Source organism: Kitasatospora sp. GAS1066B (assembly GCF_041262605.1).
GTDB lineage: Bacteria > Actinomycetota > Actinomycetes > Streptomycetales > Streptomycetaceae > Kitasatospora.
In genome coordinates this window covers 37,324-59,911 of record NZ_JBGCCO010000030.1, presented here as the reverse complement: position 1 = coordinate 59,911, position 22,588 = coordinate 37,324, and the positions used below count along the sequence as shown (strand labels likewise).

Genomic DNA, 22,588 nt, shown 5'->3' with positions numbered 1-22,588 from the left:
CCGGCCGGGGGGCCACCGCGCGCTCGCCGCGTGCGACCGAACTCACTGCGGCGGATCGACAAAACCCGGCAGTGGACTAGACCTCTCCTCCTCAGTCAAGGGAAACTGTCCCCGTGAAGCACGTCATCGCACTCGATGTAGGCGGCACCGGCATGAAGGCCGCGCTGCTCGCCCAGGACGGCTCCGTGCTGTTCGAAGCACGCCGACCGACCGGGCGGGAGCACGGCACGGACGCCGTGGTCACCGCCATCCTCGACTTCGCCGCCGACCTCGCCGAGCAGGGCGGCCGCCGTTTCGGCGAGCACCCGCTGGCGGCCGGCGTCGCGGTGCCGGGCACGATCGACGAGAGGAACGGGATCGCGGTCTTCTCCGCCAACCTCGGCTGGCGGGACCTGCCGCTGCGCAAGCTGCTCGGCGAGCGGCTCGGCGGCCTGCCGGTCGCGCTCGGCCACGACGTCCGCAGCGGCGGGCTGGCGGAGGGGCGGATCGGCGCGGGGCTCGGGGTGGCGCGGTTCCTCTTCATCGCGCTGGGTACCGGCATCGCCGGCGCGATCGGGATCGACGGACGCATCGAGGCCGGCGCGCACGGCTACGGCGGCGAGATCGGCCACGTGGTGGTCCGGCCCGGCGGCCCGGCCTGCGGGTGTGGCGCCCGCGGCTGCCTGGAGACGCTGGCCTCGGCCGCCGCGGTCTCCCGCGCCTGGGCCGAGGCGATCGGCGACCCGGCGGCGGACGCGGCGGGCTGCGCGCTGGCCGTCGAGGCCGGCGACCCGCGGGCCGCGGCGGTCTGGCGCGGCGCGGTGGACGCCCTGGCGGACGGCATCGTGCTGGCGCAGAGCCTGCTCGACCCCGGCACGGTGATCGTCGGCGGCGGCCTCGCCGAGGCCGGCGACACCCTCTTCACTCCCCTGCGCGCGGCGGTGGCCGAGCGGTTGACGTTCCACATGCCCCCGAAGGTGGTACCCGCCATGCTCAAAGACACCGCCGCCGCCCTGGGCGCGGGCCTGCTCGCCTGGGATCTGCTCTCCACGGAGGTGACCGCGTGACGACCGCGCAGCGAACTGTTCTGTCCGGAGCCCGGCTGGTGCTGCCCAGCGGTGTGGTCGACGACGGCCGGCTGGCCATCGAGGGCGGCACCATCGCGGAGATCGGCGGCGAGCGCACCCCGGCGGACCTGGACCTGACCGGGTACACGGTGGTGCCCGGCTTCGTCGACCTGCACGTGCACGGCGGCGGCGGCGCCTCGTACGCCGCCGGCATCGCCGAGGAGGCGCTGACGGCGGCCCGCACCCACCTGGCACACGGCACCACCACCACGATCGCCTCCACCGTCACCGGGGAGATCGACGAGGTCTGCCGGCAGGCCGCCGTCCTCTCCGAGCTGGTCGAGGACGGGGTGCTGGCGGGCGTCCACTTCGAGGGGCCGTTCATCTCCCCCGGGCGGTGCGGCGCGCACCGGCCCGACCTGCTGCGGGAACCCGACCCGGCGCTGGTCCGCAAGCTGGTGGACGCCGCCCGCGGCACCGCGAAGATGGTCACCCTGGCGCCCGAACTGCCCGGCGGCCTGGACTCGGTGCGCCTGCTCGCCGACCTCGGGGTGATCGCGGCGGTCGGCCACACCGACTCCGACTACGCCAAGACGCTGGAGGCGATCGAGGCCGGCGCCACCGTCGCCACCCACCTGTTCAACGCCATGCCGGGCATCCAGCACCGCGCCCCGGGCCCGATCGTCGCGCTGCTGGAGGACGAGCGGGTCACCGTCGAGCTGATCAACGACGGCACCCACCTGCACCCCTCGGTGCTGGACCTGGCCTACGGCACGGCCGGTGCCGCGCGGGTCGCGCTGATCACCGACGCGATGGGCGCGGCCGGCATGGGCGACGGGCTCTACCCGCTCGGCCCGCTCCAGGTCCGGGTGGAACAGGGGGTGGCCCGGCTGGTCGAGGGCGGCTCGATCGCCGGATCCACCCTCACCCTGGACGTCGCCTTCCAGCGCTCCGTCACCGTGAACAGGCTGAGCCTGACCCAGACCGTGCAGTCGATCTCGACCACACCGGCCGCCCTGCTCGGGCTGTCGGACACGGTCGGCTCGCTGGCCGTCGGGCTGCGGGCCGACCTGGCCGTCCTGGACTCCGAGTCCTACGCGCTGGTCGCCGTGCTGCGCCGCGGCGAGTGGATCAACGGCGCCGAGCGGTTCACCAAGGGGAACTGAGTCTCCCTCAGGTTTCTCCCGTCCGTCAGCTGCTGGCGGACCCCGGCGCGGCGGCCGAGGCACCGCCCGCCGCACTCGGGTAGTCGCCGTTGTAGGAGAACGGGGTGAGCGCCACCTGGTCCACCAGGACCGGTCCACCGGCGGGGACCGACACCGTGATGGTGTTGTTCCCCGCCTGGAGGTCCGGCCAGACGTTCGTGTAGGACCAGTACGGGTCGCCGCCCGCCGGGTTGGAGTTCTTGAAGGTGGTGCCGCCGGCCTTGTCCTGACCGTTGACGCTGACCGAGGCCTTCACCGGGCCGCCGCCGTTGTTGTAGTGCACCCAGAACTTGTACTGCCCGGCGGCTGGCGCGGTGAACGTCCAGGTCGCCGAGGAGCCCTGCTGGAGCGTCAGGTAGCTGCCGTCGGAGGAGATCGCGCCCTTCACCCCGGTGCCCGGCGCGGCGCCCTGGGCCTGGGCCTTGGAGCCGTCGACGAAGCTGATGGAGCCGCCGGAGGCGCTCGCCGAGGGCGAGGCGGCAGCCGACGGGCTGCTCCCGGCGGCCGAGCCGGCGGGCGCCGTGGCGTGGCCGGTGCTCGTCGCGGTCGCCGGGCCGGGGGCGCCGTTGTCCTTGGTGCTCTTGCCGTCGTTGCCGGAGAGCGCGACCCCGGAGCCGATGGCGATCGCCGCGACCACCGCGACCACGCCGATCACCGGGCCCTTGCCGCGCCCGCGCGGGGCGTCCTCGCCGGGCTGCGGCCGGGACCGCTCGGCGTAGCGGGACTGCTGGTGCGGCAGTTGCGTGGTGGCGTCCGGGCCGGGCCCGTACGGGCCGCGCGGCGGCTGGGCGTGCGGCGGCGGGTAGCCGCCCTGCGGCTGCTGCGGGGGCGCGCCGTACTGGGTGCGGCCGACCTCCATCGGGCGGGTGTACGAGGTGCGCGGTACGCCGGGCGCGCGCTCCGGCGCGCCGTCCCCCTCGCCGCCCTCGGAGCGGTAGAGGTAGGCGAAAGGATCGTCCTCGGCGGGTGGCTGCTCGGCGCCCTCGGGTCCGCGGCTGCTGTCGGCTGTCATCGCGCTGGTCAACTCCCCAAAGGCGGTCTACGGCCGAGGCCGGCTGGACCCGTTGTCCACGGCACCCTACCCGTCACGGCTGAGGAGGCGAAAAGGCGCCCGGACGGCGCCTAGACCGCCCGGCGGTGCGAGCGCTCGCCCCGGGCCCCGCGGACCGCCCCGCCGCGGGCCCGCTTCTCGTCGTACATCCGCTTGTCGGCGGCGTGCAGCACCTCTTCGATGCTCATCCCGCAGCCCGCCCAGCCGATCCCCATGCTCACCCCGACCCGGACCACCCGGCCCGCTATCCGCATCGGCGGCACCACCGCGTTGCGCAGCCGCAGCGCCAGGTCGGCGGCCTCCTCGCTGCCGATCCCGTCGGCCAGCACGACGAACTCGTCGCCGCCGAGCCGGGCCACCGTGTCCCCCTCGCGGACCGCCTGCTGCAGCCGCCTGGCCACCTCCACCAGCACCGCGTCGCCCGCGTTGTGGCCGAACCGGTCGTTGACCGACTTGAAACCGTCCAGATCGCAGAAGAGCACCGCCAGCCCCTTCTCCGGGGGCCCGGCCGGTGGGCGGGAGCGGCGCTGCCAGGCCTCCGGCGGGCTCGGCGCCTCGGTGGGGACCACCGCGTGCACATGCTCGGCCGGCACGGCACCGTAACCGCCGCGCCCCACCCGGTCGGAGTAGCCGTGCACCAGGGTGCCGCCGCGCGTCGCGGCGCCCCAGCCGCCCTCCAGTGGCCCGCCGGCCGGCTCCAGCGCCTCGTGCCCCGAGCGGGGGCTGTGCGGCCCGTAGGAGCCCAGCGGGCCGTGCCCGGTCGCCGCCCCCTCCAGCGCGCACGGCACCGGGTCCACCGCCCCGTGCTCGGCCGCGCCGCCGGGCCCCTGCGGCAGCGAGCAGAGCCGGCGGGCCAGCCGGGAGCGCAGCTCGGCGCCGTTCGGCAGGCCGGTGAGCGCGTCGTGGCTGGCCCGGTGGGCCAATTGGAGCTCGTGCCGCTTGCGCTCCTCGATGTCCTCCACATGAGTGAGCAGGAAGGTCGGCCCTTCGGCCGAATCCGCCACGATCGAGTTGCGCAGGCAGACCCAGCGGTAGTCGCCGTCGCGCCGGGCCAGCCGCAGTTCGGCCCGGCCGCACTCGGCGCTGGTGCGTTCCAGCAGGCCGCGGTCGTCGGGGTGCACCAGGTCCAGGAAGCTCTGCCGGCGCAGCGTGGCGCGCGGGCGCCCGAGCAGGCGGCAGAGCGCGTCGTTGACCCGGGTCAGCTGGCCGCGCGAGCTGCCGTGCAGCTCGGTGATGGCCATCCCGCTCGGGGCGTACTCGAAGGCGTGCCGGAAGCTCTCCTCGCTGGCCCGCAGCGCCTGCTGCTCCTTCTCCAGGCGGGCCAGCGCGCGCTGCATCTCCGCGCGCAACCGGGCGTTTCCGATCGCGATGGAGGCTTGCAGGGAGAACATCTCCAGCGCCTCGCGGGTCCAGGCGCCGGGGCGCTTGCCGCTGCGCGGGCGGTCCACGCTGAGCACGCCGAGCAGCTCGCCGCCGGCGCTGTACATCGGCGCGAGCAGGCCGTCCTCGGGGTGCCAGTCGTTGGCGTACATCGGCAGCGGGCCGTCCCCGGTCCACCGCGGGATGTCGGTGCCCACCGCCCAGCCCCGGTCGTGCGGCAGGAAGCGCAGCGTCCCCCAGTGGTCGCTGACCGCCAGCAGCCGGTCCCAGGACTCCCGGGTGCCGACCTGGCCGAGCAGCACCGACGGACCGCCGTAGTCGCGTTCCTGGTACTCCCAGACGGCCGCCACCACCAGGTCGCCGTCCGGGCGGACCAGGGAGAGCGCCGCGGCGTCGAAGCCGAGCCCGTGCACCGAACCCTCGACCACGGCCTGCAGAGTGCCCGGCAGGCTGCGGGCAGCATTGAGGTCCGCCACGACCCGGTGCAAGGTGCGGAGGGTCGCGAGGCGGACGTACGGCTCCGACTCGGCTTCCATGCGGGGGCTCCCCGGCTTCTTCGGATAGGTCTTGATGGTTATCGTCCGATTGCCAGAAGAACTGAATCACAGCGAGCACAGCGATCGGCACGCTCGGTCAGCAATAGGTCGCCACTTGTGACTCAAATCACACAACGCATAGACAGGCAAACCCGGTTCATCCCGGTCATGCCCGGACACGATGCAGCGATGGACACCTTCGAGTTCGGTCGGACGGGCCGCGAGCTGTAGCCCGCGCCCGCCAGCGGGCCGCACCGCTTCACCGCCCGGAGTGAGGCGAGCCCCCGTCCAGGGTGAACCGCAGGCGGCCGGACGGCCGACCGGCGAGCCGCCGGGCCCGGGGCGATGGACCTAGGCCCACCGCCTGATGCAGCCGCACCCGTACGGCGACTACCGTGCGGTACGTGTCCATGTCGCCGCAGCCCGCCGCTGCCTCCCTCGCCACGCCGGACGAGTTCCGCGCCGCCCTGTCCCAGCTCGCCGCCGGGGTGGCGCTGGTGACGGTCCATGACACGGGCGAAGACGCCGACGAGCCGGGCGAGGACGCCGGGATGACCGCGACCTCGTTCCTGTCGGTCTCGCTGGAGCCGCCGCTGGTGCTGATCTCGGTGCGCGAGGACTCCCGGATGGACGAGCTGCTCTCCCGGAACGACCGCTGGGCGGTCTCGCTGCTGGGCGAGCAGCACCGGACGCTGGCCTCGCGGTTCGCGATGAAGGGCCGGCTCAGCGACCGGCTGCTGTTCGCCGACACCCCGCACGAGCGAGGCCCGGCCAGCGGAGCGCCGCTGGTGACCGGGGCGCTGGCGACCGTGGAGTGCCGCACCGAGCAGCGGATACCGGCCGGCGACCACCTGCTGCTCATCGGGCGGGTGCTGGAGGCGCGGGTCCCCGCGCCGGACGGCCGCCCGCTGATCTACTTCCGGACCGGCTACCGCCAGCTGGCCTGACCGGCGCCGGCCCACCGAACGGCCGGCCCGTAACAGGCGGCGCGTAGCAGGAGGCCCGCTCAGTCGGCCCGCAGCGGGCCGCGGCCGCGCTTGACCTCGGAGCGGCGCTTCTTGTTCTCCAACCGCCGCTCGACCATGCCCCGGCTGGGCTTGGTGGCCCGGCGGGTCCGGGGCGGCGGCGCGGTCGCCTCACCGAGCAGCGAGGCCAGCCGGGCGACCGCGACCTCGCGGTTGCGCCACTGCGAGCGGTGCTCGCTGGCCCGCACCACCAGCACCCGACCGTCCACCAGGCGGGCGGCTAGGCGCTCCAGGGCGCGCTGCTTCCACACCTCGGGCAACGCGGCCGAGGCGGCCAAGTCGTAGCGCAGCTCGACCTGGGTGTCGGAGGTGTTGACGTGCTGGCCACCGGGGCCGCTGGAGCGGGAGAACCGCCACTGGAGCTCGGCCTCCGGAACCACCACCGAGCCCCGCACGCGTATGGGCTCGGGCATGGGTCCATCATCCCCGGCCCGGCCCCGTGCCGTCACCCGGTTATCGCCCACGGCCGCGGGCCGGAACAATGGCCCGCGTGATCGAGATCGGCTACTCCCTGTCCGTACGCTTCCCCGACCCGCCGCAGACCGACTACCGCACCGCCGCGGTGCGGGCGCTGCGCCATGACCTGTTCTGCGGTGACGTCTACCTGGCGCAGGACGAGCTGGAGTTGTCCACAGCCTGGGGATGGGTGCCGGTGCTGGACTTCGCCTGGGCGCTGTGCGACATCGCCGAGCGGCTGGACGAGGACCCGCGCGGCAGCCGGGCCGCCGCGCTCCAGCGGGCCGACCTGGACTTCACCCAGAACACCGAACTCCTGCGGTTCGCCCGCCGGTTCGGGCTGGTCGAGGTCTCGGCCACCTGGCTGGAGGAGGAGCCCCTGGTGGTCCGGCACGCGGAGCTGCGCCGCGAGGCCCGGGACTTCCTGCAGGACGTGCTGGCCGATCTCACCGACCTGCACCCGGGACTGGCCGACAACCCGAACATCTGGACGGTGCAGGCCCGCTTCCCCCGGATCTGACCACCCGGGGAAAAGACGAACGTGAGCTTGGCTCAGCTACTCCGGGAGGCGCGCAGCTCGCCCAGGTCGAGCAGCTCGGTGTCGTCCTCCGGCGTCAGGTCGACCACCTCGGGCCGCTCCTGCTCGGCCGCGACCTCGTCGCCCAGCACATCCGCGAGATCCGCCAGCTCCCGCTGACCTGCGGTCACCGGCGCCGCGGCCGGTGCGGGCCGCTCGACCAGCCCGGGGCGCTCGGCCTGCGTCGCCGGCTCGGTCAGCTCGGTGACCGAGCCGACCGCGGGCGCCGGCGCCGCGGCACGGACCGCGGCGGCGCGGTCGAAGAAGCTGAATCCGGGGCCCCGGCCCGTCGTCTGCTGCGGGCGCGGGCGCTGCCGCTCGACCGGGACCATGGCGGCGGCCGCGACGGCCGCCTCGGCCGGGCCCGCCAGCACCGGGCGCACCGGCGAGGCGGCCACGGCGGGCCGCTCCGCACGCGGCGCGGCCGGCTCCAGCCGGCCGATCCGCTCGACCGGCACCGCCGGGGCGTGGGCGGTGCGGACCTCGGGCAGTGCCAGGGCACTCCCCCGCCGCCGCGCCGCCCGCTCCGCCTCGGCCGCCCGCTGCTCCAGGGCCCGCAGCGCGTTCGCCGCCTTGAGGTAGGCCAGCGGCGTCACCGGGTGCACGGGCCGGGCCGCCTCGGTCGCCCGCTGGGCCGCCTCGGCCTCCCTGAGCGCCTGCTCGGCGGCCAGCACGGCCCGCTCGCGCAGCAGCCGGGCGATCTCGGTCTCCGCCTTCGCCAGCCGCGACTTCTCCGCCGTCAGCCGCCGGCCGAGCCGGGTGGCCCGCTCCTCGGCGACCTCGGCGGCGTACTCGGCCTCCGCCAGCTGCTCCTCGAACCGCTCCTCGTCGCGGATCCGGCGCACGGCCGCGGCGTCCGCCGCCGTGCGGGCGGCGGCGTCACGCTGCCGCAGCACCAGCGCCAGTCCGAGCACCGCGAAGACCGCCGCGACGCCCACCGAGCTGACCACCACGTGGTCCTCGCTGACCAGCAGGGCGGCGAGCGCGGCCACCGTGAGGCCGGCGGCCGCGGTGGGCGGCACGGCGCGGCTGAGCAGAGAGGAGTGTCGGTGGCGTCCGCGAGGCATGAGCAAGAAACTAGCGTGCGAATACCGGCATTGTCAGCCTGAGACCCGATCTCGACCTTGACAGACCGAGGTCGTTACAGAGCGCCAACCGAAACCGACGGATCGTCAGCGGGGCGAGGGGGCCGCGCCCTTGCCGTTCCCGCTGCCGCCGTCCTCGGGCAGCTTGCAGATGTGCTGCAGCCACAGCGCCGCCGCGACCACCCCGGCCCCGGCGAGCACCGCCAGACCCGCGGTGAGCGCCGCGCTCTTGTGGGCGTCGAAGTCCGGCAGCGTGAGCAACTCGATGCCCAGGCCCGCATAGACGCCGCTGACCAGGGCCGCGACCAGCGCACTGGCCTGCCCGAGCACCAGCGCCCGGGCGGCCCCCAGCGGGTCCACCCGCTTGGCGCCCGGCTGCCGGTCCCGGATCGCCTTCAGCCGCGACCGCAGCGAGATCGCCGTCGCCAGCAGGATCACCGCGATCACCGCGAGCACCACCGGAGCGGCCGCCGGCACCCCGGGCAGCGTGTCCAGCGAGTTCCACAGCTTGGCACCGGCCCAGGAGAGCGCCGTCGCGACCACGAAGATGCCGAGCAGGAGACGGAGGCGGAGCGGCTTCACTGGAAAGAGGGTCCTTCCCGACGGTGGGTGGTGCGGGCAGCGCCAACCCACCGTACCCGCACCCTGGCGGCCGATCACCGGCGTGTCCGGATCGCCGCCCTTCGACTCAGGGCGCGGTCACGCTCACTCCGGCAGCCGGAGCTGGATGTCCGTGCGCCGCCGCACGCCCTGGGCACCCTCGCCGCCGAGCCCGGCCAGCAGCTCGGCCACCTTGCCGTGCCCCGGAAGCTCGCCCGCCGGGTCGACGTCGGTCCACGGCGCGAGCACGAAGGCGCGCTCGTGCGCCCGCGGGTGCGGCAGCAGCAGGACCGGGTCGGTGCTCAGCACCTTCTCGTAGCTGAGGATGTCGACGTCCAGGGTGCGGGCGCCCCAACGCACGGCGCGCTCGCGTCCGAAGGCGTCCTCGATCGCGTTCGCCCGCTCCAGCAGCGAGTACGGCGGCAGCGTGGTGCGCAGCAGCACCACCGCGTTGTAGTAGTTGGGCTGCTCGTCGGGGCCACCCAGGGCCGCGGTCTCGAAGACCGCGGAGACGCCGGTGATCTTCAGTCCGGGGGTGTCCGCCAGCGCGTCCACGGCGCCCTGCAGGGTCTCCAGCCGGTTGCCGAGGTTGCTGCCGAGCGCCACCACCGCGGTGCGCGGGTTCTGCAGGGTGGCGTCGACGCTGTCCACCCGGTGCTCCAGGTCGAACGTGGTCGGCGAGGCGGTCGGGTCGCTGGTGCTCATCGGAAGTCCTCTTCGGCTGGTGGCACGGCTGCGGCCGCGGCTGAGACTGCGGGAATCACCGGGACCGTCATGCGCGGCCCCGGTGGATGGTGATGGTCACATCGTCGAACGGCACCGTGATCGGAGCGTCCGGCTTGTGCACGGTCACCTCGACCTCCTCGACCGCGTCGTGCTTGAGGCACTGGTCGGCGATTCGCTGGGCCAAGGTCTCGATCAGGTCCACCGGCTCACCGGCGATGATCGCGGTGACCTCCTCCGCGACGATCCCGTAGTGGGCCGTGCGGGCGAGGTCGTCGCCGGAGGCGGCCGGGCGGGTGTCGAGGAAGAGCACGAGGTCGACCACGAAGGTCTGCCCCTCGATCCGCTCGCGCTCGAAGACACCGTGGTGGCCGCGGGCGCGCAGGCCCCGCAGGGTGACGCGGTCCAGCACCTGAATCACTGCTCCTGATCTTGGAACGGCAGGCACCATCGCCCGCCGTCCGTCGAATCTACCCTCCGGCGAATCTACCCCCGGCCCCCGACAGCGCCGACGGTCAGGCCCCGTCCTCGTCGTCCTCGTCATCTCCGCTGGTCAGCACGGGTGAGCCGTGATGTGACCAGAGTCGCCAACCCGAGGCGGTCCGCCGGAACAGGTTGGTCGAGACCACCTTGCCGCCGACCAGCGGGCCCAGTTCCCCCTCCTCCTCGGCCTCGCCGCCGGAGAGGATGTTCTCGGTACAGGTGACAAGGGCCACATCGCCCTGCACCTCGACCTCGACATCGGTCAGGAAGAACTGGATGTACTCGGTGTTCATCATGATCAGCAGATAGGAGCGGGTCACCTGGGCCCGCCCGCGCAGCACCGGCCACCCGGGGTGCACGCACACCACGCCGGTCTTGTCGTCGGCGTCCGCCGCGGAGAGCCAGACGTCCTCGATGGCCTCCAGGTCGCCGTTCTCCAGGGCCTCGTAGAGCCGCTGGTTGGCGGCCAGCACCGCCTCGCGGTCGGCGGCCGCCGAGGCCGCCGCGCCGTTGCCCAGCATGCCGTTGCCCGCCGTGCTGTCACCAGTCACGCCACCACCCACTTCCGTCAGCTCAACTCGCCCCCGCCGCACGCCAGGCGGCCACCACACGGACCGCGTCCGCCGTACCCGCCACGTCGTGCACCCGGACGGCCCAGGCACCGGCCCGGGCCGAGAGCACCGAGATCGCCGCGGTGGCATCGTCGCGCTGCCGGGCCGGGCGCAGCTCCCCGGTTTTCGGGTCGGCCAGCAGCGTACCCAGGAAGCGCTTGCGCGATGCGGCCACCAGGACCGGGCGGCCCAAGGCGGTCAGCGCGTCCAAACCCCCGAGCAATGCCCAGTTGTGCGCGCTGGTCTTGGCGAAGCCGAGGCCCGGATCCAGGATCAGCTGCTCCTCCTTGACGCCCGCCGCCAGCAGCGCCTCGATCCGCGCGGTCAGCTCGGCCAGCACGTCGGCCACCACATCCCCGTAGACCGCCAGGCTGTCCATGTCGTCGGACTGACCGCGCCAGTGCATCACCACGAACGGGGCACCATGATCGGCCACCACCTGGGCCATCACGGGGTCCGCGAGACCACCGGAGACGTCGTTGACCAGCGCGGCACCGGCCGCCAGCGCCTGCTCGGCGACCGCGGCGCGCATGGTGTCGATCGAGACCACCACACCGGCCGCGGCCAGCTCCCGGACCACCGGGAGCACCCGGCGCAGCTCCTCCTGCTCGGTGACCCGCTTGGCGCCGGGGCGGGTCGACTCACCGCCGACGTCCACCAGGTCCGCGCCCCGCGCCACCAGGTCCAGACCGTGCGCCACCGCGGCGCCCGGATCCAGCCAGAGCCCGCCGTCCGAGAACGAGTCGGGCGTGACATTGACGACGCCCATCACGGCGCAGCGGTCAAGGGCGGGCAGGCCGGGCAGCGGGTTGTTCATGGGGCCATTATCGAACGCCCCGCCGCCCGGTCCTGGTGACCACCAGGGCCTACGCCGCCGGGGCGATCGATCCCGGCTCACCCGCCGGGGCCGGCAGCAGCCCCTGCCGCTGGCGCTTGCGCCCGAACTTCGGCATGCCCAGCGTGATGAACGCCTCGGCCTGCATCGCGGCGAAGCCGATCCGCGGCAGGTCGCGGGTGCTCGGGTAGACCAGGAACCGCGGCTCCCACTCCGGCTGGAACTTGGCGTTGAACTTGTACAGCGACTCGATCTGGAACCAGCGCGACAGGAAGACCAGCAGCCCGCGCCAGGCCCGCAGCACCGGTCCGGCCCCGATCCGCTCACCGCGGGCCAGCGCCGAGCGGAACATCGCGAAGTTCAGCGAGACCCGGCGCACGCCCATGGCGGGCACCGCCTGCAGCGCGGCCACGATCAGCAGCTCGTTCAGGCCGGGATCGGCCGCCCGGTCGCGGCGCATCAGCTCCAGCGAGATGCCGTCCGGGCCCCAGGGCACGAAGTGCAGCACGGCCTTGAGGTCGTCACCGTTCGGTTCGCCCTCCTCCGGCGCCTTGTGCGCGGTGACCACCACGCAGTCGTCGTCGTTGGGGTCGCCGAAGCGGCCCAGCGCCATCGAGAAGCCGCGCTCGGTGTCGGTGCCGCGCCAGCGGGCGGCGGCGTCCGCGATCCGGATCTTCTCGGCCTGACTCAGCTCGCCGACCCGGCGGACCTGGCAGGAGTAGCCGTTGCGCTCGATCCGCTTGACCATCTGGCGCACGTTGCGCATCGCCCGGCCGGCCAGCGAGAAGGTGCTGGCGTCGACGATCGCCTCGTCGCCCAGCTCCAGCGCGTCCAACCCGGCCTCCCGGGTCCAGACCTCGCCGCCGACCTCGCTGCAGCCCATCACGGCCGGCACCCAGGCGTGCTCGCGGGCCTGCGCCATGAAGACCTTGATCGCACCCGGCCAGGCCTCCACGTCGCCCACCGGGTCACCCGAGGCGAGCATCACCCCGGAGACCACCCGGTAGGAGATCGCCGCCTTGCCGGTCGGCGAGAAGAGCACGCTCTTGTCCCGGCGCAGCGCGAAGTAGCCCAGCGAGTCGCGCTCGCCGTGCCGCTCCAGCAGCGCCCGGACCTTGACCTCCTCCTCGGAGGTCAGCTCCGGCTCCGGCTTCTCGGGGCGCAGCAGCAGGTAAGCGGTGGAGAAGGCGGTCAGCAGCCCGAGCCCGGCCAGCGAGTAGCCCACCACGTCGCCGATCCGGTCCGGGTGGTACCTGATCGGGCCGTCCAGGCCGAAGAGCCCCCAGACGGTCTCGTGCGCCCGGTCGAAGAGGCTGGGCGAGCCCATCTCCCGCCTCGGGTGGGCACTGACGATCAGGAACCCGAGGCCCAGGCTGACCGCGCCCATCACGACCAGGTTGAGCAGCGCCCGCCAGCGGGTGCGCGGGTCGGCCTTGGCGTAGAACTCGCCGTGGTGCACCAGCAGCACCGCGAGGACCACCAGCGAGACCACCGCGGGGCCCATCTGGTGCCAGCGCAGGATGTGCAGCGCGGCACCGACCGGCAGCAGCACGCAGACCATCCGCCAGGCCCGGCGCTTGCGGCGGCGCAGCGCGTGCGCCAGCAGCACCAGCAGGATGCCGATCAGCAGGGTGCCCGCGGTGGCCAGCGTGGTGGTGGTGCCGGGCAGCTGTCCGGCCCAGATGTGCACCCGGGTCCGGCGCAGCCTGGGGAAGACCGCGCTGGCGATGTCCATCAGGCCGATCAGCAGAGAGGCGCACCCCACCACGCCCGGGAGCCACGCCCGGGGGACGGCGGCGGCCTGACTGCGCAGCGTCTGCAGCCCTCGTCGACGGGGCTGCTCCGGGGTCTGAGGGGTCGGCTCAGTGGACACGGGAACGCTCATGGGGACTCAGCGTAGAGGTAACGCGCGGGTGCCCGGTCACCCCGGAGGATGAGCCGTGATGGGCCTTCATACGTATGTCCTTACCTTGACCATGTGACCGTCAAGAGCGAGTAATGGCTGGTCCAGCTGCGTCGGACCTCCGCCGGGCGGCCGATCCGCGCCCCCCGCACGAGTGGCGACGCCGAAGTCTAGAGCCTTGGTTCCTGTGGGTGAAGCCGACCGGCAGCCACCGGCGCGCCCGTGCCGCTCACCGTTCACGCCGCGTTGCCCAACTCGCCAAGACATTTGAAGCTGAGACATGACGCCCCGACAGATCGTCCGGCCCCGTGCGGGGGAGGCTCTGGGATGGAACTGACCAGCAGCGTGCTGGTGTACGCCGTTGCGGCGCTGGCCGCGTTGACCCTGCTGGCCACGCTCTGGCTCTGGCCGCGGCTGGCCCGCCAGCGGCCGCTGTCGCTGCTCGGCCGGCTCGGCCTGCTGGCGCTCACTCAGTTGACGGTCCTGGCGGTCTGCGGACTGACCGTCAACAACGCCTACGGCTTCTACACGTCCTGGCGGGACCTGCTCGCCCCCGACACCAGCACACTCGCACTCGGGCCGGCGCAGAGCGGCGGCAAGGGCGGGCCGCCGACCGGGGACGCCCTGGTCCAGCCGAGCGACGACGGCGGCCTGTCCGGCGTCGCCGACGACCTGCCGCAGGGCAAGCCGGAAGAAGTGGGCCGGGTGGACTCCATCCGGGTGAGCGGGAAAGCCACCGGGCTCTCCGACCAGATGTTCATCTATCTGCCACCCGAGTACTTCAATCCGAAGTACTCCCGGGAGCGCTTCCCGGTGCTGCTCACCCTGGCCGGCTTCCCGGGCGGGCCGGTGAGCCTGCTGAACGAGCTGCACACCCCGCAGACGGTCTGGGACCTGCAACGCACCGGCAAGATGGCGCCGACCGTGGTGGTGATGGCCCGGCCCACCGTGGCCGCGCCGCGCGACACCGAGTGCGTGGACGTGCCCGGCGGGCCGCAGAGCGAGACCTGGTTCGCCAAGGACCTGCCCGCCGCGCTGCGCTCCGCCTACCGGGTGAGCCGCTCACCCGGCTCCTGGGGCGTGTTCGGCTACTCCACCGGCGGCAGCTGCGCGCTGCGCCTGGCGATGCGCGACCCCGGCAGCTACGCCTCGGCGGCCGCGCTGCACGCGGACTACCAGGTGGCCGCGGACTGGGGCACCGGCGACCTGTTCAGCGGCAACCAGCAGCTGGCCCAGGGCTACGACCTGAACTGGCGGCTGCACAACGCGCCGGTGCCGCACGCGGCGCTGCTGGTGGTCAGCACCAGGACCGAGGACGACTACGCGGCCACCCGGCAGTTCCTGGCCACCGCCGCGCCGGTCAGCACCGCCCACCCGGAGTTCACCGTCGACTCGCTCTTCCTGCCCGACGGCGGGCACACCTTCGACACCTGGCGCCGGGAGCTGCCCGCCGCGCTGGAGTGGAGCGGCAACCACCTGGCGGCGGCGCCGGACCGGGAACCGATCGGCTGACCGCCGCGACGCCCGCTGACGGGTGGTCAGCGGGCGATGATCAGGCTCATCGCCTCGTTGCGGGTGGCGGGATCGCGCAGCTGGCCGCGGACCGCCGAGGTGATGGTCTTGGCGCCGGGCTTGCGGATGCCGCGCATCGACATGCACATGTGCTCGCACTCGATCACCACGATGGCGCCGCGCGGCTCCAGGATCCGCATCAGCGAGTCGGCGACCTGGCTGGTCAGCCGCTCCTGCACCTGGGGACGGCGGGCGAAGACGTCGACCAGCCGGGCCAGCTTGGACAGGCCGGTGATCTTGCCGCTGGTGGACGGGATGTAGCCGACGTGCGCGACGCCCTGGAACGGAACCAGGTGGTGCTCGCAGGTGGAGAACACCTCGATGTCCTTGACCAGCACCATCTCGTCGTGGCCGAGGTCGAAGGTGGTGGACAGCACCTCCTCGGGCTGCTGCCAGAGCCCGGCGAATATCTCCTTGTAGGCCCGGGCCACCCGGGCCGGGGTCTCCAGCAGCCCCTCGCGGTCCGGGTCCTCACCGACCGCGATCAGCAGCTCCCGCACCGCGTTCTCGGCACGCTTCTGGTCGAAGGTGCCAACGGCGGGCTGTCCGTCGAGCGTCACCGGGTCGATCATGCGGGCCTCGCAAGTAGCTGGAAAGGTGAACGAGCCTGAGCAGCACGAATGCCGCGCCTCCAGGGTACAAACCCTGGAAACGCGGCATCCATTCCGAACGCCGATCGACCTACCGGCCGGTCAGAGTTCGGTCGCGCTGTCCCCGCCCAGCGGCGGGAGCTTGATGATGTCCACCGGGGCGGCATCGACGGAGGCGGCGGCGCCGTTGGTCAGCGCCAGCTCCTTCGGGGACTGCACCGGCGGGCGGGTCGACGGGGTGCGCCGAGCCGAGCCGGTCCAGGCGGGGCGGGCCGGGCGCTTCACCACGGGGGCGAAGATCTCGGCGATCTGCTCCTTGTTCAGGGTCTCCTTCTCGAGGAGCTCCAGAACCAGGTTGTCGAGCACGTCGCGGTTCTCGACCAGGATCTCCCAGGCCTCGTTGTGCGCGTTCTCGATCAGCTTCTTGACCTCCTCGTCCACCAGCCCGGCGACCTCTTCCGAGTAGTCGCGCTGGTGGCCCATCTCACGACCCAGGAACGGCTCGGCGTTGTCGGAGCCGAACTTGATCGCGCCCAGCCGCTCGGTCATGCCGTACTGGGTGACCATCGCGCGGGCCGTGGCCGTGGCCTTCTCGATGTCGTTCGACGCGCCGGTGGTCGGGTCGTGGAAGACCAGCTCCTCCGCCGCACGCCCGCCCAGCATGTAGGCCAGCTGGTCGAGCATCTCGTTGCGGGTGGTGGAGTACTTGTCCTCCTCCGGCAACACCATGGTGTAGCCGAGCGCCCGGCCGCGGGACAGGATGGTGATCTTGTGCACCGGGTCGCTGTTGGGGCAGGCCGCCGCGACCAGGGCGTGGCCGCCCTCGTGGTACGCGGTGATCTTCTTTTCCTTCTCCGACATGATCCGGGTGCGCTTCTGCGGGCCGGCCACCACGCGGTCGATCGCCTCGTCCAGGGTGACGTTGTCGACCAGCTTCTTGTCGGAACGGGCGGTCAGCAGCGCGGCCTCGTTGAGGACGTTCGCCAGGTCCGCGCCGGTGAAGCCGGGAGTGCGCTTGGCGACGGCCTTGAGGTCGACGTCCGGTGCGACCGGCTTTCCCTTCTGGTGCACCTTGAGGATGTCCAGGCGGCCCTGCAGGTCGGGGCGCTCGACGGCGATCTGCCGGTCGAAGCGGCCCGGGCGCAGCAGCGCCGGGTCCAGGATGTCCGGGCGGTTGGTGGCGGCGATGAGGATCACGCCGCCCTTCACGTCGAAGCCGTCCATCTCGACCAGCAGCTGGTTGAGGGTCTGCTCGCGCTCGTCGTGACCACCGCCGAGGCCGGCGCCGCGGTGGCGGCCGACCGCGTCGATCTCGTCGACGAAGACGATCGCCGGGGCGTTCGCCTTGGCCTGCTCGAAGAGGTCACGCACTCGGGAGGCACCGACACCGACGAACATCTCGACGAAGTCGGAACCGGAGATCGAGTAGAAGGGCACGCCCGCCTCACCCGCGACCGCGCGGGCGAGCAGGGTCTTGCCGGTGCCGGGCGGGCCGTAGAGCAGCACGCCCTTGGGGATCTTGGCACCGACCGCCTGGAACTTGGCCGGCTCCTGCAGGAACTCCTTGATCTCGTGGAGTTCCTCGACGGCCTCGTCGGCACCGGCGACGTCGGCGAAGGTGGTCTTCGGGGTGTCCTTGGTGAGCAGCTTGGCCTTGGACTTGCCGAACTGCATGACCCGGGAGCCGCCACCCTGCATCTGGTTCATCAGGAAGAGGAAGACCACCACGATGATCACGATCGGCAGCATCGACTCGAGCAGGCTGACGAAGGTCGAGGTCTTCTCGGGGCTGACGGTGTAGCCCTGCGGCGGCATCTTGCCCTGGGCCGAGGACATCGTCTCGGCCAGGTCCTTGCCCTGGTCGCCGATGTAGGAGGCCTGGAACTTGGTGCCCGAGGGCGCCTTGCCGGAGCTGCCGACCGGCAGCGTGGCGCCGTCCTTCAGCTGGATCTTGATCGTGTTCGAGTCACCAGTGGTGAGCTGGGCCTGCTGGACCTGGCCAGCGTTGATCGCCGCCACCACCTGGCCGGTGTCCACCGTCTTGTAGCCGTTCGAGTCCGAAACGACGTTCATCAGCACAATGACGGCGACGACTGCCAGGAGGATCCATGCGATCGGCGCGCGGAAGTATCGCTTGACGTCCATCCATGCGGGGCGTTGCCGCCCCGTCCCTCCTGCCACTCAACGGCACCGGCCGGTCTTTCGGCCGCCGGTGCATCTGGTATGTGCGTATGCACTCGCTCGCCATCGCCGCTGTGGTACGACGAGCAGGTAATTTGACCGTACAGCAGTCGTGCCCCGCTCTGTGGAAGCACGGCGGTACGGTCCTGTCCAGTTGTGGGTTCCGCCGACTCCAACGGGCGAAGCCGGTGAGGTGTTCCCCGGGAGCCCGGGTTCCGGTTCAGCCGCCGTAGACGTGTGGGGCGAGCGTACCGATGAACGGGAGGTTGCGGAGCTTCTCCGCGTAGTCCAATCCGTAGCCGACCACGAACTCGTTGGGGATGTCGAAGCCGACGTACTTGACGTCGATCTCGACCTTGGCCGCGTCCGGCTTGCGCAGCAGCGCGCAGACCTCCAGCGAGGCCGGGCCACGCGAGCCCAGGTTGCCCAGCAGCCAGGACAGGGTCAGCCCGGAGTCGATGATGTCCTCGACGATCAGCACGTCGCGCCCGGCGATGTCGGTGTCCAGATCCTTGAGGATACGCACCACACCGGAGGACTTGGTACCCATGCCGTAGGAGGAGACCGCCATCCAGTCCATGGTGACCTGCGAGTGCAGCGCCCGGGCGAGGTCGGCCATCACCATCACCGCGCCCTTGAGGACGCCGACGATCAGGAGGTCCTTCCCGGCGTAGTCCCGGTCGATCCGCTCCGCCAGCTCCAGCAGCTTCGCGTCGATCTCGTCCTTGCTGATGAGCACCTTCGCCAGATCGGCGCCCATGTCCTTGTCGTCCACCGGGAGTACGTCCTCAAGGGTTTGTGGTCCTGTGTCGACGGTCAGTCGTCCTGCCGCCGAAACACCAGGTTGCCACACCTACGGGTGACCTCGACGCCCCCGGGTAGCTGGAGCGGCCCCTGGCCGCGCCAGCCGGTGACCAGCAGGTCCACCGTCTCCAGATGGCGGGCGAACAGGTCGCCGGCGGGCGAGCCGGTGCGCAGCGCGACCCGGCGCAGCACCCGGCGGCGCACCGCCGCGGGCAGCTCGGCGAGCGCGGCCACCGGCAGCTCGCCCTGGTCGGGACGGTAGAGCCGCTGCTCGGCGCGGACCGCCCACTGGTCCAGGGCGTCCGCGTCGTCGCGGAACAGCCGGGCGGTGCGGGCCAGCGCCTCGACCACGCCGGCGCCCAGGTGCTTCTCCAGCACCGGGAGCACCTCATGGCGGACCCGAGCGCGGGTGTAGGCGGGGTCGAGGTTGTGCGGGTCGTCCCAGACCTGGATGGACTGCGCGGCGCAGGCCTGGCGGGTGGCGGCGCGGTCCAGATCGAGCAGCGGGCGGCGGTAGCGGCCCTTCTGCGCGGGCATGCCGGCCAGCGAGCGGGCCCCGGAGCCGCGGGCCAGGCCCAGCAGCACCGTCTCGGCCTGGTCGTCGCGGGTGTGGCCGAGGAAGACGGCCAGCGCCTGGTGGCGCTCGGCGGCCTCGTCCAGTGCGGCGTAGCGGGCGTCGCGGGCCGCCGCCTCGGGGCCGCCCTGCCGGCCGACCCGCACCGGGACCGCCTCCACCGGGTCCAGGCCGAGCGCGCGCAGCCGCTCGGCGACCTGGCGGGCGCGGTCGGCGGAGCCGTCCTGCAGCCCGTGGTCGACGGTGACCGCGCCGACCCGCAGGCCGAGCTTGGGGGCCTCGAAGGCGGTGGCGGTGGCGAGCGCCATGGAGTCCGCACCGCCGGAGACGGCGACCAGGACCAGTGGCGAGCCGGGGGCGGCGGGGGTACGGGGCAGCCCGGAGGGGTGGCGGCGGGCGTTGCCGATCAGCACGGTGGCCGGGCCCGGGGAGGCGCCGGCGAGGGCGACGGCGGCGGCCGGCACGGGGATCGGGGTGGCGACGCCGCGCAGCGCGGCGGCCGGGATCGGGACGGCGGCCTCGGCCGCCAGGTCCATCAGAGCGCGGCGGACGGCCAGGCGTATCGCCGCGACAGCGGGGTGTGGGCCCACGGTGGAGCAACTCCTCAGACTGGATGGGTGACCGAACGCTCACAGATAGTCGCAGAAACCGGGGCACGCCCAGGCCACCGGCGCCACCGGTACGACCACCGTCCCACGGACGGGTGAATGCAGAAACGTTCCGCCGCCCCGCCCCCTCACTCGTCCGGGGGTTTCGGCTGGGACTGGCGTCCGACGCGCGCCACCCAGGCGGCCGGGTCGTGGATCTCGTCCTTGGTGGGCAGGGTGTTCGGCGAGGTCCACACCCGGTTGAAACCGTCCATCCCGATCCGGTCCAGCACCCCGCGCACGAAGACCGCGCCGTCCTGGTACTGGCGCAGCTTGGCGTCCATCCCGAGCAGCTTGCGCAGCATCAGGTCGAGCCGGCTGGCGCCCCGGTCGCGGCGGCGCTGGAACTTCTCCCGGATCTCCGCCACGCTCGGCACCACGGCCGGGCCCACCCCGTCCATCACCACGTCCGCGTGGCCCTCCAGCAGCGACATCACCGCGGTCAACCGGGCGAGGATCTCGCGCTGGCCCGCGGTCTGCACCACGTCCAGCAGGCTGCCGGCGCCGCTCGGCGGGCGCTCGCCCGGCATCAGCGCCTCGCGCAGCCGCTCCAGCAGCGCCATCGGCTCGACGTCGGCCGCGGCCAGGAAGGCCTGCACCTCGGACTGCACGTGGTCGCGCAGCCAGGGCACCGCGCTGAACTGGGTGCGGTGGGTCTCCTCGTGCAGGCAGACCCAGAGCCGGAAGTCGTGCGGGTCGACGTCCAGCTCCCGCTCCACCTGGACGATGTTCGGCGCCACCAGCAGCAGCCGCCCCGGACCAGGCCGGCCCGTGCCGGCCCCCGGCCGCTCGAAGAGTCCGGCCGGGCTGTCGGGTGCGGTGATCGGCAGCGGCTCCTCGTCGGCGGCGAAGGTCTCGTACTGGCCGAGCACCTTGCCGGAGAGCAGCGCCAGCACCGCGCCCACCTCGACGCCGGTGAGCTTCTCGCCGACCGCGCCGAGCACCGCACCACCGGAGGTCTCGGAGCGCCTGGCGGCGAGCTTCTGGGTCAGCGGGCGGATCACCGTGCGAAAGCCCGCCACATTGGCGCGCACCCAGCCGGCGCGGTCCACCACCAGGACCGGCGCGGCCCCGTCGGTGGCCAGCCGGGACGCGCGCATGCCGGTGTACCCGCGCACCGCGTCCTCGGCGGTCAGCGCGTGCCGGCGCAGCTCCGCGACCACGGTGCGGGCCTCCTCGCGGCTGACCTGCGGCCCCGGCCGGGCCAGCCGGGTCGCCGTCGCGACCGCGAGATTCCAGTCGACCATGTCAGCACCGCCGCTCGCGCTCGTCATGTCCTCACGGTACGTGCTGCGGCGCCCGGGCCCCACCCCTTCCGGACAGGCTCGGCTACTTGCACCCGCACAGGACCAGCTTGGCCACGATCCGGTCCATCGCGGCCCGGGCGGCGTTCGCGTCGACGTTGGTCCTGGTCATCAGCGCGAAGGCGAGCAGCCGCCCGTCGGCGTCCACCACGGTGCCGGCCAGCGTGTTGACACCGCTCAGGGTGCCGGTCTTGGCCCGCACCACGCCGGCGCCGTCGGCCGAGCCCTGGGCCTGGACGAAGCGCTTGTCGAGCGTTCCGGTCAGCGCGGCGATCGGCAGTCCGGTCAGCACCGCGCGCAGCTGCGGGTGGTCGGCCGAGGCGGCCAGCGTGAGCAGGTCGGACAGCACGATCGGCGGGATGGTGTTGTTCACGTTCAGGCCGCTGCCGTCGTTCAGCTGCACGCCCGCCATCGGCAGGCCGAGCCCGGCGAGCGTCTTGGTGATCGCCTGTGCCGCGCCGTCGTAGCCGACCGGCAGGTGCTGGGCGAGTGCCACCTGCCGGGCCACCGCCTCAGCCAGCGTGTTGTCGGAGTTGGTCAGCAGCCGCTCCACCAGGCGGGGCAGGATCGGCGACTGCACCTGGGCGATCGGCGCCGCGTTCGCCGCGGCCTGGGCCTGGGCCGGCTTGCCGTCCACCGTCACGCCCTGGGCGCCGAGCAGGTCGGCGAACTTGGCGGCCGCCTGGGCGGCCGGGTCGGGGACCCGGGCCGGGGCGTCGATGTCCTGGGTGGCGACCACCCGGCCCTCGTCGATCATCAGCGACGACATCGGCCCGATGTTGTAGCCGTCGTTGTACTTGTGCGCGGCCGGGCCGGTGTACAGCGAGGTGTCGTACCCGAGGTGGACGGTGGCCACCCCGGCCGCCTTCAGCGCGGCGGCGGTCTGCCTGGCCAGGTCCGGCAGCGAGGCGGGGGCCGAGTCCGGGTCCACCGGGGCACCGCCGATCCGGATCTGATCCACCGTCAGGCCCGTCAGCGTCGGGTCGCCGCCGCCGACCAGCACGATGTCGGCCGGGGCGGCGCCGTGCACCACCTTGGTGGTCAACCGGGTGTCCGGGGGCAGCAGGCTGAGCGCGGCCACCGAGGTGGCCAGCTTGGTGGTGGAGGCCGGGGTGGACGGGGTGGTCTCGCCCGAGCCCAGCAGCAGCTTGCCGGTGACGCCGTCGCTGATCGCGAAGGTGAGCGTGCCCAGCGCCTTGTCCGAGGTGAGCTGGCCGAGCGCGGCCTGCAGGCCGGCAGCGGTGGGCAGGGCGTCGGTGCCGCCAGTGAGGGCCGGAACGAGCACTGGTGGGGCGGGTGACGGCGCGGTGGCCCCGTCCGGCGCCTGCGGGTGCGCCGGGCCCCCTCCCGCCAGCAGGGCGAACCCCGTCAGCCCCGCCACCACCGTTGCTCCCAGACTT

At 73.1% G+C, this 22,588-nt stretch carries 21 protein-coding genes; 5 read left to right on the top strand and 16 right to left on the bottom strand.

Going from position 1 to position 22,588, the window contains the following annotated elements:
- The first annotated feature begins 113 nt into the window (after positions 1-113).
- Both ABH937_RS29045 and nagA read left to right on the top strand, forming a co-directional pair.
- Positions 114-1,046: an ROK family protein gene (locus ABH937_RS29045; protein ID WP_280689798.1), complete on the top strand. Its 933-nt coding sequence runs from the start codon at positions 114-116 to the stop codon at positions 1,044-1,046.
- A complete protein-coding gene (gene nagA, locus ABH937_RS29040) occupies positions 1,043-2,212 on the top strand; it encodes an N-acetylglucosamine-6-phosphate deacetylase (protein WP_280689799.1) in 1,170 nt (389 codons plus the stop codon). The genes ABH937_RS29045 and nagA overlap by 4 nt, the downstream gene beginning before the upstream one ends.
- Positions 2,213-2,237: 25 nt before the next feature.
- On the opposite strand, the gene ABH937_RS29035 is transcribed toward nagA, so the two are convergent.
- Both ABH937_RS29035 and ABH937_RS29030 read right to left on the bottom strand, forming a co-directional pair.
- Entirely contained in the window at positions 2,238-3,263 is a 1,026-nt protein-coding gene (locus ABH937_RS29035) for a hypothetical protein (RefSeq protein WP_370219992.1), read from the bottom strand.
- Positions 3,264-3,373: 110 nt separating this feature from the next.
- Positions 3,374-5,218 (bottom strand): diguanylate cyclase domain-containing protein, encoded by a 1,845-nt coding sequence (locus tag ABH937_RS29030; RefSeq protein WP_370219991.1) that lies wholly within the window; start codon positions 5,216-5,218, stop codon positions 3,374-3,376.
- A gap of 410 nt (positions 5,219-5,628) precedes the next feature.
- Here ABH937_RS29030 and ABH937_RS29025 point away from each other — a divergent pair, with 410 nt between their 5' ends.
- Positions 5,629-6,165, top strand: a complete 537-nt coding sequence (locus ABH937_RS29025; RefSeq protein WP_280689890.1) for a flavin reductase family protein — start codon at positions 5,629-5,631, stop codon at positions 6,163-6,165.
- A 59-nt stretch (positions 6,166-6,224) separates the two neighbouring features.
- Here the strand turns inward: ABH937_RS29025 and arfB are convergent, their stop codons facing one another.
- Complete coding sequence (arfB, locus tag ABH937_RS29020; RefSeq protein WP_370219990.1) at positions 6,225-6,656, bottom strand: alternative ribosome rescue aminoacyl-tRNA hydrolase ArfB; 432 nt, start codon at positions 6,654-6,656, stop codon at positions 6,225-6,227.
- Positions 6,657-6,733: 77 nt separating this feature from the next.
- Between arfB and ABH937_RS29015 the strand changes: the two genes are divergently transcribed.
- Positions 6,734-7,219, top strand: coding sequence for a hypothetical protein (locus tag ABH937_RS29015; protein ID WP_370219989.1), 486 nt, complete (start codon positions 6,734-6,736; stop codon positions 7,217-7,219).
- Positions 7,220-7,251: 32 nt separating this feature from the next.
- Here ABH937_RS29015 and ABH937_RS29010 read toward each other — a convergent pair whose 3' ends face one another.
- The 7 genes from ABH937_RS29010 to ABH937_RS28980 all read right to left on the bottom strand — a co-directional run bounded on the left by ABH937_RS29010 (position 7,252) and on the right by ABH937_RS28980 (position 13,498).
- Positions 7,252-8,343 carry a hypothetical protein gene (locus ABH937_RS29010; protein WP_370219988.1) on the bottom strand — a complete coding sequence of 364 codons (1,092 nt, stop codon included), beginning with the start codon at positions 8,341-8,343 and terminating at the stop codon, positions 7,252-7,254.
- 105 nt (positions 8,344-8,448) lie between these two features.
- Positions 8,449-8,943: a DUF3180 domain-containing protein gene (locus ABH937_RS29005; RefSeq protein WP_280689806.1), complete on the bottom strand. Its 495-nt coding sequence runs from the start codon at positions 8,941-8,943 to the stop codon at positions 8,449-8,451.
- A 123-nt stretch (positions 8,944-9,066) separates the two neighbouring features.
- Positions 9,067-9,666 carry a 2-amino-4-hydroxy-6-hydroxymethyldihydropteridine diphosphokinase gene (gene folK / locus ABH937_RS29000; protein WP_280689807.1) on the bottom strand — a complete coding sequence of 200 codons (600 nt, stop codon included), beginning with the start codon at positions 9,664-9,666 and terminating at the stop codon, positions 9,067-9,069.
- Positions 9,667-9,733: 67 nt separating this feature from the next.
- Positions 9,734-10,093 (bottom strand): dihydroneopterin aldolase, encoded by a 360-nt coding sequence (gene folB, locus ABH937_RS28995; protein ID WP_280689891.1) that lies wholly within the window; start codon positions 10,091-10,093, stop codon positions 9,734-9,736.
- Between the two features lie 106 nt (positions 10,094-10,199).
- Positions 10,200-10,688, bottom strand: a complete 489-nt coding sequence (locus ABH937_RS28990; protein WP_280689893.1) for a nuclear transport factor 2 family protein — start codon at positions 10,686-10,688, stop codon at positions 10,200-10,202.
- 52 nt (positions 10,689-10,740) lie between these two features.
- Positions 10,741-11,595, bottom strand: a complete 855-nt coding sequence (gene folP / locus ABH937_RS28985; protein WP_370219987.1) for a dihydropteroate synthase — start codon at positions 11,593-11,595, stop codon at positions 10,741-10,743.
- Between the two features lie 49 nt (positions 11,596-11,644).
- Positions 11,645-13,498 (bottom strand): phosphatidylglycerol lysyltransferase domain-containing protein, encoded by a 1,854-nt coding sequence (locus ABH937_RS28980; RefSeq protein ID WP_370219986.1) that lies wholly within the window; start codon positions 13,496-13,498, stop codon positions 11,645-11,647.
- A gap of 345 nt (positions 13,499-13,843) precedes the next feature.
- Between ABH937_RS28980 and ABH937_RS28975 the strand changes: the two genes are divergently transcribed.
- Positions 13,844-15,028 (top strand): esterase family protein, encoded by a 1,185-nt coding sequence (locus tag ABH937_RS28975; protein ID WP_280689810.1) that lies wholly within the window; start codon positions 13,844-13,846, stop codon positions 15,026-15,028.
- A 26-nt stretch (positions 15,029-15,054) separates the two neighbouring features.
- Here ABH937_RS28975 and folE read toward each other — a convergent pair whose 3' ends face one another.
- The 6 genes from folE to dacB form a co-directional block, all read right to left on the bottom strand.
- Positions 15,055-15,660 carry a GTP cyclohydrolase I FolE gene (gene folE, locus ABH937_RS28970; RefSeq protein ID WP_280689812.1) on the bottom strand — a complete coding sequence of 202 codons (606 nt, stop codon included), beginning with the start codon at positions 15,658-15,660 and terminating at the stop codon, positions 15,055-15,057.
- A 120-nt stretch (positions 15,661-15,780) separates the two neighbouring features.
- A complete protein-coding gene (gene ftsH, locus ABH937_RS28965; RefSeq protein ID WP_280689814.1) occupies positions 15,781-17,823 on the bottom strand; it encodes an ATP-dependent zinc metalloprotease FtsH in 2,043 nt (680 codons plus the stop codon).
- Positions 17,824-18,079: 256 nt separating this feature from the next.
- Positions 18,080-18,634, bottom strand: a complete 555-nt coding sequence (gene hpt / locus ABH937_RS28960; RefSeq protein WP_280689815.1) for a hypoxanthine phosphoribosyltransferase — start codon at positions 18,632-18,634, stop codon at positions 18,080-18,082.
- Between the two features lie 41 nt (positions 18,635-18,675).
- On the bottom strand, positions 18,676-19,827 hold the full coding sequence (gene tilS, locus ABH937_RS28955) for a tRNA lysidine(34) synthetase TilS (RefSeq protein WP_280689817.1): 1,152 nt from the start codon (positions 19,825-19,827) through the stop codon (positions 18,676-18,678).
- Between the two features lie 146 nt (positions 19,828-19,973).
- Entirely contained in the window at positions 19,974-21,158 is a 1,185-nt protein-coding gene (locus ABH937_RS28950; protein WP_280689818.1) for a zinc-dependent metalloprotease, read from the bottom strand.
- Between the two features lie 55 nt (positions 21,159-21,213).
- Positions 21,214-22,569: a D-alanyl-D-alanine carboxypeptidase/D-alanyl-D-alanine-endopeptidase gene (gene dacB, locus ABH937_RS28945; RefSeq protein ID WP_280689820.1), complete on the bottom strand. Its 1,356-nt coding sequence runs from the start codon at positions 22,567-22,569 to the stop codon at positions 21,214-21,216.
- Positions 22,570-22,588 lie beyond the last annotated feature (19 nt).

Coding starts and splice junctions, on each gene's coding strand:
- ABH937_RS29035 (WP_370219992.1), bottom strand. CDS start 3,263: ATGACAGCCGACAGCAGCCGCGGACCCGAGGGCGCCGAGCAGCCACCC.
- ABH937_RS29030 (WP_370219991.1), bottom strand. CDS start 5,218: ATGGAAGCCGAGTCGGAGCCGTACGTCCGCCTCGCGACCCTCCGCACC.
- ABH937_RS29025 (WP_280689890.1), top strand. CDS start 5,629: ATGTCGCCGCAGCCCGCCGCTGCCTCCCTCGCCACGCCGGACGAGTTC.
- arfB (WP_370219990.1), bottom strand. CDS start 6,656: ATGCCCGAGCCCATACGCGTGCGGGGCTCGGTGGTGGTTCCGGAGGCC.
- ABH937_RS29010 (WP_370219988.1), bottom strand. CDS start 8,343: ATGCCTCGCGGACGCCACCGACACTCCTCTCTGCTCAGCCGCGCCGTG.
- folK (WP_280689807.1), bottom strand. CDS start 9,666: ATGAGCACCAGCGACCCGACCGCCTCGCCGACCACGTTCGACCTGGAG.
- ABH937_RS28990 (WP_280689893.1), bottom strand. CDS start 10,688: ATGCTGGGCAACGGCGCGGCGGCCTCGGCGGCCGCCGACCGCGAGGCG.
- folP (WP_370219987.1), bottom strand. CDS start 11,595: ATGAACAACCCGCTGCCCGGCCTGCCCGCCCTTGACCGCTGCGCCGTG.
- ABH937_RS28980 (WP_370219986.1), bottom strand. CDS start 13,498: ATGAGCGTTCCCGTGTCCACTGAGCCGACCCCTCAGACCCCGGAGCAG.
- ABH937_RS28975 (WP_280689810.1), top strand. CDS start 13,844: ATGGAACTGACCAGCAGCGTGCTGGTGTACGCCGTTGCGGCGCTGGCC.
- folE (WP_280689812.1), bottom strand. CDS start 15,660: ATGATCGACCCGGTGACGCTCGACGGACAGCCCGCCGTTGGCACCTTC.
- ftsH (WP_280689814.1), bottom strand. CDS start 17,823: ATGGACGTCAAGCGATACTTCCGCGCGCCGATCGCATGGATCCTCCTG.
- ABH937_RS28950 (WP_280689818.1), bottom strand. CDS start 21,158: ATGACGAGCGCGAGCGGCGGTGCTGACATGGTCGACTGGAATCTCGCG.